This window comes from Paenibacillus sp. PL91, from assembly GCF_012935325.2.
Taxonomy (GTDB): domain Bacteria; phylum Bacillota; class Bacilli; order Paenibacillales; family Paenibacillaceae; genus Pristimantibacillus.
Genome location: NZ_JABBYG020000017.1, coordinates 81,294 through 95,088, shown reverse-complemented (window position 1 = coordinate 95,088; position 13,795 = coordinate 81,294). Strand labels below are relative to the sequence as shown.

Sequence of the window (13,795 nt, the reverse complement as noted above, 5' to 3'; positions counted from 1 at the left end):
CCTTAATTGCGATTGTCGCTATTTTTTATATTATTAATATAAAGTTTTTGTTCGTTGGTTGCGAGATGGGGAATTGTGATGGGACTGTGATTTATAAGCCTATTGCAAAAATTCTTGAAAAATAAATGATTTCACATGATGTTATGCTAAACTACGTTGTAAGTCCTTTGAAAGGAAGTAAAAATTTTATGAAAGTAAGAGATAGTCAACTACAGGTCTTATGGATTGCCCGTGTGGACTATTCCAGAAACAGTGGTATAAAAACACACACACATGATTTTTACCAAGTTCTTCATATTATTGACGGACAAGGGACCGTGGAAATAGGAGAAGAGTTGTATCCAGTACTTACTAATCATTGTTATCTATTTAAAAAAGGGATTCCCCATAGCTTCAACTTTACAGAAGAGACCATCACGATTGATATTAAGTTCTCCTTAGCAGAGGAGCTGGCACTTTACTTAGAGAATGAAGAATGGCTTGGAGGAATGAAATTTACAAATCTGGTACACCTGAAGGAATTATTTCGACTTTCAAGTACCAATCTGAAGGGCACCCATGATTTACTGCGCTTTCGAATAGATGTGGGATTTAAAGGTTTTTTATTAGAAGTCCTTCAAGGTAAGGATTCTCAAAATCTTACCCACCAGATTATAGCCCCGATGAGCGAAACCGACGAAGGTTTTCCTATGGTGCAATATTTAAAGCAGAATCTTTCCTCTAAAATTAACCTGGAAGAAATGGCTAATTACTTCAACTTTAATCCTCATTATCTGATTGAAGTGTTTAAAAAAAATCTGGGCACTACACCCATGCAATATCTGCAATCTCTGCGTCTTGAAAAAGCAAAGGAGTATCTTGAATTTACATCGTACTCCGTTTCAGAAATTTCGGATTTAATAGGATTAACCCCACCCTATTTTTCAAGGCTTTGCATGGAGCGGCTTGGAATGTCCCCCAGTAAAATCCGTGAACAAATGCGGACCGTTGTAGGGAAAGATATTATTTTGGAAGAAGATTTCAGCATAGATGCGCAGCCAACTGTTATTCATACAGAAAGTAGTTGATTTTTCAGACAAATACAAGCCCCTGTAATTTATTATTACAGGGCTTGTATTTTAAATGCTACGGATTCAATTTTGCTTGAATGCTCATGATGATCTCTTGATACTCCAATGGATCTAACATTTTTTTGGAAGGAGGAGCGTTAACAAAAGCTTCTCCCCATTCATCAGATTGTTCATATTTGGGGACGATATGAACATGCAAATGAGAGACCAGATCACCGTAAATGCCATAATTTATTTTGTCCGGATGAAAAGCTTCATGAAGTATTCTAGCCGTTTGGGAAATATCTTCTATAAATAGATGCAGCTCTTTATCATCCAATTGGAATATCTCTGTGACATGCCGGTCAAAAGCTACTATACACCGTCCCTGATGTGTTTGGTCTTTGTTTAGATAGAGAGTAGATACTTTTAATTTAGCCGCTTCGATCATTAGATTGTGTACACACTTACTACAATAAAAGCACTCTAAATTCTCTTTCGAAGAATTATTTTGCATCGGAAGAATTAACTTCACAATCAATCATGACGTGAATAGTATCCCCACTCCGTTGATTACGAAGCTTAAACGCTTCTTCAATTTTTTCAAGAGGAAAGATGTGAGTGATCGTCTCTTTGGTATTGATTAGACCATCCATAACTAGACGTAACCCTTCATCGAAAAATCTGCGATTATCAATGTCACGCTTCGGTTCCGTAGACAAAATGTCGAGACGCTTTTTATGAACTTTAAAGAAATCGATTGGCTTATGACTCGTTCCAATGCATCCATACATGACAATCCGGCCGTTCTGTGCAGCTGCATCAATGGCGTCTACCATACCGGATCCCTCAAGAAGGCATGGGATCACTACATCAAAGCCGTCAGGGAAGTCTTTGCCTACTACGTCCATTGTTTTTGTATCGGATGTTGGCAGTTTATAGGTATGCGTTGCTCCATATTTCCTGGCAAGCTCCAATTTTTCATCGAAGAGATCGGTAACCACAAGATTTCTTGGGCTGAAAAGATTAATGACCTGTGTCATTGCTAGGCCGCTTACACCCTGACCCATAATCAGAACATTTTTATTAGGAGAGATTTCAGCGCGTTCTGCAGTATGAAGCAGAGGAGGGAGCACCTCAATAAGAGAACCCTCTATTAACGGGAAATCTTTGGGCAGAACCTTTACCGCAAATGGACTGCAGCATACATATTCTGCAAAGGCTCCCCAAACATAACGCAAGGCAACATGGTCACCTTCTTTTAACCCAATTACATTTTCTCCAACTTTATCGATAACGCCCGCCACTTCATGCCCTAAGCGAGTCGGATAGGAAATAAATTCCGGTTCGCGAGCACCCCTGTATACTTCGAGGTCACTTCCGCAAATTCCAACCCACTTTACTCTAATTCTAACTTCTCCTTCAAGAGGCTCTGGAACTTGAGCTCTCTTAATCGTAATAGAACCTAGATCCTCCATTACTGCACACATTTGAGTACCAAAGCCATCCTCTTCAACTAATTGCATAGGGGGTACTGTCATTTTTCGTACCATTTATAAGTCCTCCAATAATATAGGAATCACATGCTTTCGATGTGTTACATAAAGCTTAGGGGAAACGCTTTCAAGTATCCATATCGAAAATTCATATAATCTTAATCAAAATTCATAGGATCATGCCGGACTGCAAAAATCTGAATTTCAGATAAGTATACATGTGTTTTCGATATAGATTTGTCATAGACGTGAGGACTACAATTGTGACAAGAATCAGAAAGGGGTTACAAAATATGATAAGCAGACAGGAATTTGAGTTGGTAAAAGAAGAATCGTTGCAGTATTTAAAAGAGGCCGGCATTGTACTTTCTCCTCAAGAAGTTGAAACGCTTGAAATCGCTGATTTTGGTTTAGGGCGTATCCTGGAACTTGGACTACAATTAGTGGTTTATGTGAATTCTAACCGTTATTGTGCGAAGGAACTTGTATTACTGCCGCGTCAAACCTGCCCGCAGCATTATCACCCGCCGGTGAATGGTATGCAAGGAAAGGAAGAAACTTTCCGCTGCCGGAAAGGAATAGTCTATTTATATGTGCCAGGTGCTGCAACAGAAAATCCTCACGCCATTATCCCCGAGGGATATGAGAATTATTTGACCGTTTATAAGGAAATTGTGTTAAAGCCCGGTGAACAATATACCATCCTTCCGAATACGCCGCACTGGTTCCAGGCAGGAGATGATGGGGCTGTTGTATCAGAATTTTCATCTACGAGTACGGATGAAAATGATATTTTTATAGATCCTAACATTACTAGAGTTTCGATTAACTAATAAGTTATGAATATTGAGGAGGATAACAAGATGAATATTTCATCTATTGAACAAACGACTACAAAAAAAGTAACGATGCGGATTATACCTTATTTATTTATTGCTTACTTAATTGCTTTTCTAGATCGTGTAAGTATAACGTATGCTTCTATAGGTGGTATGGATAAGGCTCTAAATCTAACAAGCAGTGCGTTTGGTCTGATCTCCGGCATCTTTTTTATCGGGTACTTCATGTTTGAAGTACCTAGCAACCTGCTGATGAATCGGTTTGGTGCCAGAGTATGGATTGCCCGCATACTTATTATATGGGGTTTTGTAACCGTTATCACGGCATGGGCCAATAGCGCGAATCACCTTTATGTGCTTCGTTTCCTTTTAGGAGTTGCAGAAGCAGGCTTTTTTCCAGGAGTAATTCTTTATGTAACCTATTGGTTTAGATCTAAAGATCGCGCGAAAGCCATTGCTTTATTTATGACGGCGCCTCCACTTGCAAACGCTTTAGGCGCTCCAGTATCAACATGGATTGTAGAAAATTTTCATTTAGCAGGAATGCCTGGATGGCGGTGGCTTTTCATCCTTGCTGGACTCCCGGCGATTGTTCTTGGAATCATTACTTTTTTCTATTTAACAGATAAACCGGAAAACGCCAAATGGCTGAGCAATGAAGAAAAAGAATGGTTAAGCAATGAACTTCAAAAAGAAAGAGTGAGTAAAGTAAAAGTAAAGAGCATGTCTGTCAAGGAAGTATTTAAAGATCGAATCGTATGGAAGTTTGCCTTTATCAACCTGACTTTTGTGGTTGGGCTTTACGGAATCAGTTTCTGGATGCCACGGATCATCAAGTCCTTATCGGATGTTTTAACGAACACGCAAGTTGGGTTCATTACTATGCTGCCTTATATTTGCGGGGCTATAGCGATGGTCTTAATGGGGCTTCGTTCTGATCGTACCGGAGAACGCAAATATCACGCTGCATTCGGGGCGTTTTTGGGAACCATCGGCCTAGTGGGGGTATTGATTTCACCTAGCCCTATTGTTTCAGTGATTATGATTTGTGTGGCCACAGCCGGATTATACAGCTTTTCAGGTCCATATTGGGCATTTACATCTGCATCGGTATCAGCTCAAGCTGCTGTAGTAGGTATTGGAATTATCAATTCGGTAGGAAACTTTGGCGGATTTGTAGGACCCTACGTTATTGGCTTATTAAATGATGCGACAGGAAGTGTTTCATTCGGTATTGCTTTCCTTGCACTCATGTTGATTCTTACCTGCATTCAGGTGTTGGGAGTAAAGAAAGAAAAAAGATTTCCGATTATTGGGCAATCAGTAGACGAATCCTAGATCCTTCTCTTCTGAATAGGAAAACAATAAATAAGGAAAGAAGATGGGACAGGTAAATGCCTGCCCATCTTCTTCGTGATAATTATTCACTTAAGATCCCAAAAGGAAGGCAGAGCAAGAAATATAATGAAAAGTAAGAGAATCTACCGCTAATACAATTTTATCCCTATTAAAACAATAATTTTTTTACTATTGTTTCTATAACTTCACAGCTGGGAATAAGTCTAGTTCAGGAAAGATCTATGTACGTTAGCATTGTTTCCAGAAGTTATTTCTTTTCCGGTGCACGTTTATGAGTTTTCATCAAATGACGTAAACGATCCAAACCAGGGCCAGATGTTTTTTTCGTATTGGTCGCATAATTAATAAAATTATTCATTTCTTCTTCAGTATCGAACTCCAAGTGTGTTGGACGAATAGTTTTTATTTCAGTCGTCATTTTATGTCGACCTCCTTCCAAGTTACCCCATTTTGCCATAAGCACTCCTCCGGGTACAAGCTTGTCTCAAAGCTAAGGGTTACAGCATCAGTAAAAATCAGAATACTGTATATATAGCATAACATCAACGACTAGGAATGCGGACAGTGCGCTTCACAGTGGCTGATATTTTAGTTCGATATAGGAAGGATCTGCTGCATCATAGCCCTTACAGCGCCGCTACAAGCACAGCGCGATCATAGGCCTGTTTAACAAAGGTACCAAAGTCCCAGGCGGTATAAGGATCGTGAGTATTGCGGCCGGGCTTGTTGGTACGGGTCAGTTCAAAGGTCAGGGGGCCTTTAAAATGATGTCGGCGCAGACGGTCCATAATGCCCTGCCAGTTTGCGACGCCGTCAAAGGGCAGCAGATGGGAATCGTCAAGCCAGGTGATTTCGTTGCCGGTAATGCCCAGGTTGTCGTTAAAGTGGGTGCCGATCAGCTGGTCGCCGTACAGGGCCATCATATCCTTGGAATGGTTATAGCACATTTCGTGGCCGGTATCCCAGCAGAAGCGGGTACAATGATGTCCTTTCAGCTCCGTCAGGATCTTTGCTAGGTATTCCTCACCTTCGGTATTTTCAAAACCCAGGTAAACGTTCCGTTCATCGGCGAAGCTACACAGCCGTTCAAAGCGCTCAATGCCCAGGTCGGAAGGCGTATGTTTGTCAAAACCGATGATCGCATGGATGATGGCAAGCGGCACATGATTTTCCGCGCAGTCCTGTACGCAATCCATCAGTACTTTCAGAAAGGCTTCACCGTCCGGACCATCTTCCCATATCTTGTCGACATTGTTGAAGGGCGCATGGATAGACTGGTAGATCAGGCCAAGTTCCTTGGCCTGTGCGGCCCACTCGGCCACCGGAGCACCGGGCATCCATTCGGAAAAGAAGCCGTCAAATCCGGCCTTTTTGATCAGCGTAAGTCTTTCTGCCATAGGAAGATCAAAGCCCAACCCAGTATTAATGCAAAGTTTATAGGATGACATCGGTGAATTCTCCTCTCAGTTTCTGACATGTTCCTTTGGTCCATTACCCAAAGGGATAAGCAGGACTAACTGCCCTCAAAAGCATTGCTGACGCCCAGCAGAAAGTCGCAGATAAGCGCAGTGCCATGAAGCGGATAAAGAAGGCTGTTAATGGTAACGCCCTCTGCCCGGTAGCATACAAGCAGCAGGATTCAGACTGTTCCGATTATGATTACCACGGCCTACATGAACAGCACAGGGTATGCGAAAATTTAATAATCACATGCTTGATTTAATTCTGCAAAGTATTTGGAATAAACTCGAAGCATAGGCACCACTTTGCGAGGTTATATTGTCATTTCCTGTATAATATATTCGGCAACGATTTCCCGATTCCTTCGCAATACAAAAAGAAGAGCAATAAAAACGCTCCTTTTCGGTCTATACTGGAAAAGTTAACGAACCGTAACAGAGCTTGTTCGCCGTCTTGAACCGTTACGGTGATGACAACACGTCTTTTAGTACCCTTACGAATTTATGAGGATCTATTTGGAGGGAAAGTTTCCTATTCTGCTTCTACGAAAACCGCGCAACTTAACTGATTAGAACATGAAATCGTTTTTATTATAGGTTCAAGAAATGCTCAGATAGATGGAAAAACGGTTGAGTTGGACGCCGGTCCATAAAAGCTGGGCTATGTTTCTACCTATACGTATTTTTTTAGACCAAGCAGAATTGAAATGCCACTTCGATAGCAAAGAAAATGTTCTGGTTTTAGCTATAGTGGAAAGTTAAGGACAGTTGACATTCCGTAGATTACAGATGTAGTATTTAACTACATCTGTAATCTACATTGAAGGAGGCTGACCTTATTTGAATCTAGATAATAAAATCAGAGTGATGTGCAAGGGATTACTACTCTTTTTCGTCTTACTTGCAGGATGCACGAAACATACATCAAATCCGGAAGACATAGCGGACCAATATGTCCAGAATTGGCAGCAGGGACACTTCGAAGAGATGTACGATCTATTATCTGCATCATCAAGGAACGGTTTGACGAAAGAAATTTTTGCGAGCCGTTACAAGAAAATTTATGAAGGGATCGATACTGACATCTTATCCATTACATACTTACCAGTAACGGATAAGAACGCCGACAAGGTTGAAGATCGGAGAGCTTATTCTTATGAAATGAAGCTGGATACGTCCGCTGGCCCGATCAATGCGGAGGGGCGCTTGCAGTTGGAAAAAGAAGAGAACGGGACGTGGGCAGTCGGCTGGCAGCCCTCATTAATCTTCCCCTCTATGCAGGAAGGAGATACAGTGAGCGTTACGACGCTTAAAGCGTCCCGCGGTGAAATAAAAGATCGTAACGGCAATGGGTTAGCCATTAACGGCTTGTCCGAAGTTATTGGTATCGTACCTGGAAAACTCGGGCAGAATGCGGAGAATACGAAAGCCAAGCTCGCTGAGCGGCTGCAAATCCCGGTAGAAACGATTGATCGTAAACTAGCGGCGTCATGGGTAAAAGACAATTTATTTGTGCCTATCGCTAATATTAGTACAGCGCAAGAGGGCGGCGATTATAGCGACTTGCCAGGCGTCGTAAGCAGGACGGAGGACACTCGCGTCTATCCGTACGGCGAAGCGGTAGCTCATTTGACTGGCTATATACGGGAAGTGACAGAGGAAGATCTGTCAACGTATCCGAACAGCGGATACCGCGCCGGCGATCTAATCGGCAAGGCGGGTTCGGAGCAGGTATATGAGGACGTGCTGCGGGGGAAGGACGGAAGAAGCATTACAATCGTCAATTCAGATGGCAGGACGAAGGAAGTGCTGGCGGAAGAAGAACCGGTTGATGGCCGTGACGTTCAGTTAACGATTGACGTGGAGCTGCAAACCTCGATCTACGACTCGCTTTCCCCGGATGCAGGAACAGCTGCAGCGATCCAGCCGACGACAGGGGAAATTTTGGCTCTCGTTAGCAGCCCGTCGTACGATCCGAACCGGTTTATTACCGGGGTGTCGACGGAACAGTGGGAAGAGTGGAATAACGATCCGGATAAGCCGCTGCTGAACCGGTTTACGAAGCTGTATGCGCCAGGTTCCGTCTTCAAACCAATTACAGCAGCCGCGGGTATCGAGCTCGGTGTCAGCTCACCGGACGAAGTGAAAGAGATCAATGGCGTCAGGTGGTCCAAGGACGCAAGCTGGGGCGGCTATTACGTGAAGCGGGTGAAGGACGTTCCGGTATTAAATTTACGGGATGCGCACGTTTATTCGGATAATATTTATCTTGCTCAGGAAGCATTGGAAATGGGCGCGGACGCTTTCCTTGAAGAAGCGGGCAAGTTCATATTTGCCGACAGCCTATCGATACGCTATCCTTTTCCCAAAGCGAGTTTAAGCAATCATGGAATAAAAAGCGAAATCCAATTGGCGGATTCAGGGTATGGTCAAGGCGAGGTTGTCATGAGTCCGCTCCATCTCGCGCTCTCTTATACGCCTTTTGTGAATGCGGGGAAACTGACCAGTCCTGTATTAGATTTCGAAGAAAAGAGCCATGCAGGCAGTGTTTCTAATTCGGCCGTAATTTCGGCCAATACCGCTTCGACGGTGAAGAACATGCTGGTCGATGTTGTTCGCGATCCGGCCGGTTCCGGCCACGTCGCCTATATGGAAGGAATTGAACTCGCCGGCAAGACGGGAACGGCAGAGCTTAAATCCAGCAAAGGCGAAGAAGGGCAAGAGAACGGATGGTTCATTACCTTCGACACCGAAGAGACCAAGCTCCTGCTCGCCATGATGATAGAGCATGTCGAAGGGCGTGGAGGGAGCGGGTATGTCGTGAAGAAAGCTGTTCCCGTTCTGAAAGCTTATTACGGAGGGTGACCAGATTTTACTTGAGAGAAGGTGAAGACAGCATGCTGAATCTAGTTGTTATAAGCTTTGTCGTATCTTCTTTCACTGCTGCGGTTATTATGCTGGTAAAGAAGGTTTTTCGAAGACAACTATCGGCAGGTTGGCAGTATAATTTATGGTTTCTTTGGCTGATCGCCTTGGCGCTGCCTTTTATTCCAAGCCATTATTTTCATATTCAAGGTTTATTCGACTTTAATGCTCATTCGATTCAACCGATCGACTCTTCTGACATGGATACTGGAGGTCAAGCCGTCACCGGCGGTAATTGGCTGCAGGACTTTACCGTATCGGTCCATCGAAAAACTCCGGCTAACCTGAATACGATCATACTGATCCTATGGATCGCCGGCAGTCTGGTTTGTTCCGTCATGACCGTACTGGCATGGTTGAAAATAAATAACATTCGGAGAACAGCAGCTACGATCACAAATAAAGAAGTCATAAGCTTGTTCGAACAATGTAAGCAAAGTTTGAATATAACAAGACCTCTGGTCATCGCGGAATCGCCGTTAATTCAATCGCCCATGACGTTCGGCCTTTTAAAGACTTATGTTGTGCTCCCGGTCGGTTATGACGAATGGTTGTCCTTGAACGAGATCAAATATATTTTATTGCATGAGCTCCATCATTATAAAAATAAAGATATTTGGACGAATTACTTGATCGTTATTTATCAGCTATTGTACTGGTATAATCCACTCATTTGGATCGCATTCAGAGAGATGAGGCTGGACAGGGAAATCGCCTGCGATACTGCCGTTCTTAAATCGCTGGACGAATACAGTTATGTGGAGTACGGGAATACGATCATTAACTTTGCGGATAGGCAGAGGCAGGACGAAGGTCTCGCTTTTGCAAGCCAACTGCACGACTCCATGAAGCAATTGAAAAAAAGAATTCATCGAATTGCATCCTTTACCACCGAATCCAGGATGTCAGGACAGAAGAGCATTGCGATCTTCATATTAGCAGGGTTATTCGTTTCGATTCAGGTTCCGCTCGTATCCGCAATGTCCGACGATCAGAGCCGATACCGTCTTCAAGACGAGAGAGTATCGTATGAGGATTTAAATACTTATTTTGCCGGCTATGAAGGGAGCTTTGTTCTTTATGACCGACAAACCGATCAATATATAATTTATAATAAAGATAGAAGCACCTTGAGAGTGTCGCCGGATTCGACTTATAAAATCTTTCTCTCCCTGTACGGGCTGGAAGCCGGTTTAATATCGGGCGAAAACACTCTGTTGAAGTGGAATGGCATACAGTATCCGTACGATGCCTGGAATAGGGATCAAAATTTATTTACGGCGATGAGCAGCTCGGTTAATTGGTATTTCCAGGAACTGGATAGAGGCATTCCACAGAACCTTATGCAGCATGAATTGAACCGAATCGGTTACGGTAATGGCGACCTATCCGGCGGGACGACGCAGTATTGGATGGAATCTTCTTTGAAAATATCACCGGTAGAGCAGGTTCGATTACTGCAGTCCTTCTATACGAACCAATTCGGATTTCACGATGATAATGTCCAAACCGTTAAGGACTCAATCCGGTTGTCGGAGAATGAGGGAAGGGTCCTGTCCGGAAAGACAGGCACGGGCGCGGTTAACGGTAAAAATATTAACGGCTGGTTCATCGGGTATGTCGAGGACGGAGAGAATACCTATTTCTTTGCGACGAATATTGCGAACGGTAAGAACAGCGGTGGAAGCGAGGCCACGGCTATAACTTTGTCAATCCTGAAAGATAAAGGAATTTATTAAAGACGAGGAGGAACAAAGGTGTCCAGAAAAATACCCCAGATTTCGGAAGCCGAATGGGAAGTTATGAACGCGCTTTGGGAAAGAGCTCCTCAAACGGCAACCGAGGTAATTGGCCGATTGCAGGAACGAACGGATTGGAAGCCCAAAACGGTGCGAACGCTGCTTGATCGTCTCGTTCAAAAAGAAGCGGTTGGCGTCAACCAGAATCAACGAGTGTATACATTTTTTCCTCTATATACGCAGGATGAATGCCAGCTCGCTGAGGCGCAAACATTTCTTAAGCGGATCTACGGAGGGACGTTTAAGTCGATGCTCGTTCAGTTCATTCAGGAGGAATCATTGTCCGATGGCGATATTAAAGAGTTGCGCTCCATATTGAACAAGAAGTCGGATTCTTAAGTATGATTAAGAGATAACGATAGATCATAGTACCGTTGATATAAACTGGAAACGAAAAGTTCAATACACAAAAAGGCTGTCGCGACAAATGTCCGGCAGCCTTTTTGTCATGAATTGGCGTAGGAGTTTAACAACATTATTCGGGTCCTTTCCACGTGGCAGACTAGTAAGCCGGACGTAACTCCTGCAGCTTATGCGATAAGGGAGTTGTCATAATAGCTTGCGTATCGTGGCTAACAATATTACGATGGCCTCAGTGGCGCAGTTCGGTGGCCAATAACTGCGATATTTGTAGGCACGTTCCTTAACTGCCGCTGGTCTAGCCCTCGGTGAGCCTGCACGGATCAATTAATCAACTAAGGTAATTCCAGAAATTCAGTTCAACAGAATCACTATCGTCCGAAGTACATCACCGACCGTGAAAGAAGCAGGTTTATTGGCTATAGATCTAGGCTTTCTTGTATCTTTCGTGAACCGCCTCAGTCACATCAGGTTCTAAGCGATTGACTTGGGTCATTTGGCCGCCATTTTGCTTTAGGCTATACTGTCTTGTTACGGCGAATAGGAGACCGGAACGTACATTTTAATAGGAAGAAGCATTAGCTAATCACTCCTCCGGATGATAAGCGACCGTACGTCCCGTGCTGGTGTACCGACGAGAAATAGGATTGCTGCATACACACAACAAGGCTGCCATGACAGATGTCCGGCAGCCTTGTTTCCTTAAACCAGGTGTACTGTGGCATATTTGAGCCTTCCTAACGTCTTAGACTAGCGAGTCGAGCGCAGACTTGGCAGCTTGTGCAATAAGAGCGTTGTTATAGTCGGCGTCTTGCGCATCGTGGCTAGACATAATTACGATGACAATGGGGGCGCCGTTCGGCGGCCAAACAACGGCAATATCGTTGCGAGTCCCGTAACTGCCTGCACCGGACTTGTCGGCGACCTTCCAGTCCTCGGATGCGCCTGCACGGATCAATTCATCGCCAGTGGCATTTCCAGACATCCAATCCATCAGAATAGAACGTTTGTCGTCTGGAAGCACATCGCCGACCGTGAAAGAAGTAAGTGTGGTGGCTATGGCTCTAGGAGTACTTGTATCCCTTGTGTCATCGGGAACCGCCTCATTCAGGTCAGGCTCGAAGCGATTGGCTTGGGTCACTTGGTCGCCAATTTGCCTCAATTCTACTTCATAGCCTTCCGGGCCTCCTAATTGCTTGAACAATAAATTGCCTGCTGTATTGTCGCTATACCGTACTGCTGCCTCACAAAGGTCCCTAAGTGACATTCCAGTATTTACATGCTGTTCTGTTACGGGCGAATAAGAGTCCAGATCGTCTTTTGTATAAGAAATAACTTTATCGAGTTCATCGGCCGTGCTCGTCTTAAGAACGAAGCCTGCGGCTAAAGCTTTATAAGTAGAAGCATAAGCGAACCGCTCATCGGGACGATAAGCGATCGTACGTCCCGTACCGGTATCTATTGCATAAACTCCGAGCCGAGCTCCGTATTCCGTCTCCAATTGTACGAACGAACTTTCTACTGCGGATTGTTCATCTGTCACCTCCGATACTTCTGAAGGAACGGAAGATGAATTGTCGTTCGTGGAGCAACCGGTTAGCGCAATGAGTACAACTAATAATAAAATGAACCGATGTTTTAATTTCTCGGCAAAGAATTTAATCGGAAATTTCAACTTTCCAACCTCGTTTCTACTCGTATCATCACGTGCAGTAACACGTTTGCTTTATACCGGCAAACGCTAAATGCATGACTGTCAGATCCTCCTTTCTTTACTTAGATTACAAGTGTAGTACTAGATTACATGTGTAATTATTAAAAGTCAAATGGGGAAATCAGAAGATAAGTTAAGTGTTCGAGGTCATTCTTTGATATAAGAGTTACTATTGATAAGGACTGATAAAGACCTCAGAAAAGAGCAGAAAAGAGTTTAATTAACATAAAACTTTAACACTTTAACGCATTACTTCACAAAACCTGTATTTTGTACATATGTATGAGCGGCTAAAGTCCTTATATACCAAAGTTTTGATTTTGGTGTCATAAAGCACTTAAATGATGATCTGGATTGTGACCTTTTTCGCGGCCCATACACCTTCGTAGTACTGTACTTAAGAAAATGATTGCGAAGCTCTTGGTTCTTTCGAATGGTATTTTGGTGTATGCCTATTCCATCCGGATCGATTTCTTTGGACTTATCCGAAACTGTTCTGTACGAAACAGATTTACCCTCTTTAATAAGCGCATCGATCGCCTTTATTCCGAGCTCGAGCGAACGATTCTTCCTCTTGTCGTACGATGCTTGAAGCCATTCCAATTCATTTGTTTGAGGAGATTCGAATTTCCGGCGCATATGTCTCATCCTTTTGAGATTTTTCGATCAATCGGATTTCCTTGAGCTCGTTTTTAGCTCTATTTTTTGCGATCTTCATCTTCTTTGCTTCAAGGAATCAGCCCAGCTACTCAAATCGTTTTTCACTTTCATCTGCCCAATTATAAAAGGTGGTT

11 protein-coding genes are annotated in these 13,795 nt (G+C 43.5%); 6 read left to right on the top strand and 5 right to left on the bottom strand.

All coding sequences use genetic code 11. From position 1 onward, the window contains the following. Positions 1-188: 188 nt before the first annotated feature. Positions 189-1,067, top strand: coding sequence for a helix-turn-helix transcriptional regulator (locus tag HI950_RS27885; RefSeq protein WP_169088523.1), 879 nt, complete (start codon positions 189-191; stop codon positions 1,065-1,067). Between the two features lie 58 nt (positions 1,068-1,125). Here the strand turns inward: HI950_RS27885 and HI950_RS27880 are convergent, their stop codons facing one another. After that, positions 1,126-1,500, bottom strand: a complete 375-nt coding sequence (locus tag HI950_RS27880) for an HIT family protein (protein ID WP_223285544.1) — start codon at positions 1,498-1,500, stop codon at positions 1,126-1,128. A 55-nt stretch (positions 1,501-1,555) separates the two neighbouring features. Continuing rightward, entirely contained in the window at positions 1,556-2,602 is a 1,047-nt protein-coding gene (locus tag HI950_RS27875) for a zinc-dependent alcohol dehydrogenase (protein WP_169088527.1), read from the bottom strand. A 236-nt stretch (positions 2,603-2,838) separates the two neighbouring features. On the opposite strand from HI950_RS27875, the gene HI950_RS27870 reads away from it, so the two are divergent. Beyond that, positions 2,839-3,378 (top strand): D-lyxose/D-mannose family sugar isomerase, encoded by a 540-nt coding sequence (locus HI950_RS27870; protein WP_169088529.1) that lies wholly within the window; start codon positions 2,839-2,841, stop codon positions 3,376-3,378. A gap of 30 nt (positions 3,379-3,408) precedes the next feature. Next, positions 3,409-4,722: an MFS transporter gene (locus HI950_RS27865; RefSeq protein ID WP_169088531.1), complete on the top strand. Its 1,314-nt coding sequence runs from the start codon at positions 3,409-3,411 to the stop codon at positions 4,720-4,722. A 268-nt stretch (positions 4,723-4,990) separates the two neighbouring features. On the opposite strand, the gene HI950_RS27860 is transcribed toward HI950_RS27865, so the two are convergent. Then, entirely contained in the window at positions 4,991-5,200 is a 210-nt protein-coding gene (locus HI950_RS27860) for a hypothetical protein (RefSeq protein WP_169088533.1), read from the bottom strand. A gap of 169 nt (positions 5,201-5,369) precedes the next feature. Continuing rightward, positions 5,370-6,191, bottom strand: coding sequence for a sugar phosphate isomerase/epimerase family protein (locus tag HI950_RS27855; protein ID WP_169088535.1), 822 nt, complete (start codon positions 6,189-6,191; stop codon positions 5,370-5,372). Between the two features lie 852 nt (positions 6,192-7,043). Here HI950_RS27855 and HI950_RS27850 point away from each other — a divergent pair. The 3 genes from HI950_RS27850 to blaI are packed head-to-tail and all read left to right on the top strand — an operon-like array spanning position 7,044 to position 11,266. Next, complete coding sequence (locus HI950_RS27850; protein ID WP_169088537.1) at positions 7,044-9,068, top strand: penicillin-binding transpeptidase domain-containing protein; 2,025 nt, start codon at positions 7,044-7,046, stop codon at positions 9,066-9,068. 32 nt (positions 9,069-9,100) lie between these two features. Then, a complete protein-coding gene (locus HI950_RS27845) occupies positions 9,101-10,867 on the top strand; it encodes a BlaR1 family beta-lactam sensor/signal transducer (RefSeq protein ID WP_169088539.1) in 1,767 nt (588 codons plus the stop codon). A gap of 18 nt (positions 10,868-10,885) precedes the next feature. Beyond that, a complete protein-coding gene (blaI, locus tag HI950_RS27840; protein WP_169088541.1) occupies positions 10,886-11,266 on the top strand; it encodes a penicillinase repressor BlaI in 381 nt (126 codons plus the stop codon). A 766-nt stretch (positions 11,267-12,032) separates the two neighbouring features. On the opposite strand, the gene bla is transcribed toward blaI, so the two are convergent. Next, entirely contained in the window at positions 12,033-12,950 is a 918-nt protein-coding gene (bla, locus tag HI950_RS27835) for a class A beta-lactamase (protein WP_169088696.1), read from the bottom strand. Positions 12,951-13,795: the final 845 nt, after the last annotated feature.

Excerpts from the sequence above, each read along its gene's own strand:
- HI950_RS27885 (WP_169088523.1), top strand. The coding sequence starts at position 189 with ATGAAAGTAAGAGATAGTCAACTACAGGTCTTATGGATTGCCCGTGTG.
- HI950_RS27880 (WP_223285544.1), bottom strand. The coding sequence starts at position 1,500 with ATGATCGAAGCGGCTAAATTAAAAGTATCTACTCTCTATCTAAACAAA.
- HI950_RS27875 (WP_169088527.1), bottom strand. The coding sequence starts at position 2,602 with ATGGTACGAAAAATGACAGTACCCCCTATGCAATTAGTTGAAGAGGAT.
- HI950_RS27870 (WP_169088529.1), top strand. The coding sequence starts at position 2,839 with ATGATAAGCAGACAGGAATTTGAGTTGGTAAAAGAAGAATCGTTGCAG.
- HI950_RS27865 (WP_169088531.1), top strand. The coding sequence starts at position 3,409 with ATGAATATTTCATCTATTGAACAAACGACTACAAAAAAAGTAACGATG.
- HI950_RS27860 (WP_169088533.1), bottom strand. The coding sequence starts at position 5,200 with ATGGCAAAATGGGGTAACTTGGAAGGAGGTCGACATAAAATGACGACT.
- HI950_RS27855 (WP_169088535.1), bottom strand. The coding sequence starts at position 6,191 with ATGTCATCCTATAAACTTTGCATTAATACTGGGTTGGGCTTTGATCTT.
- HI950_RS27845 (WP_169088539.1), top strand. The coding sequence starts at position 9,101 with ATGCTGAATCTAGTTGTTATAAGCTTTGTCGTATCTTCTTTCACTGCT.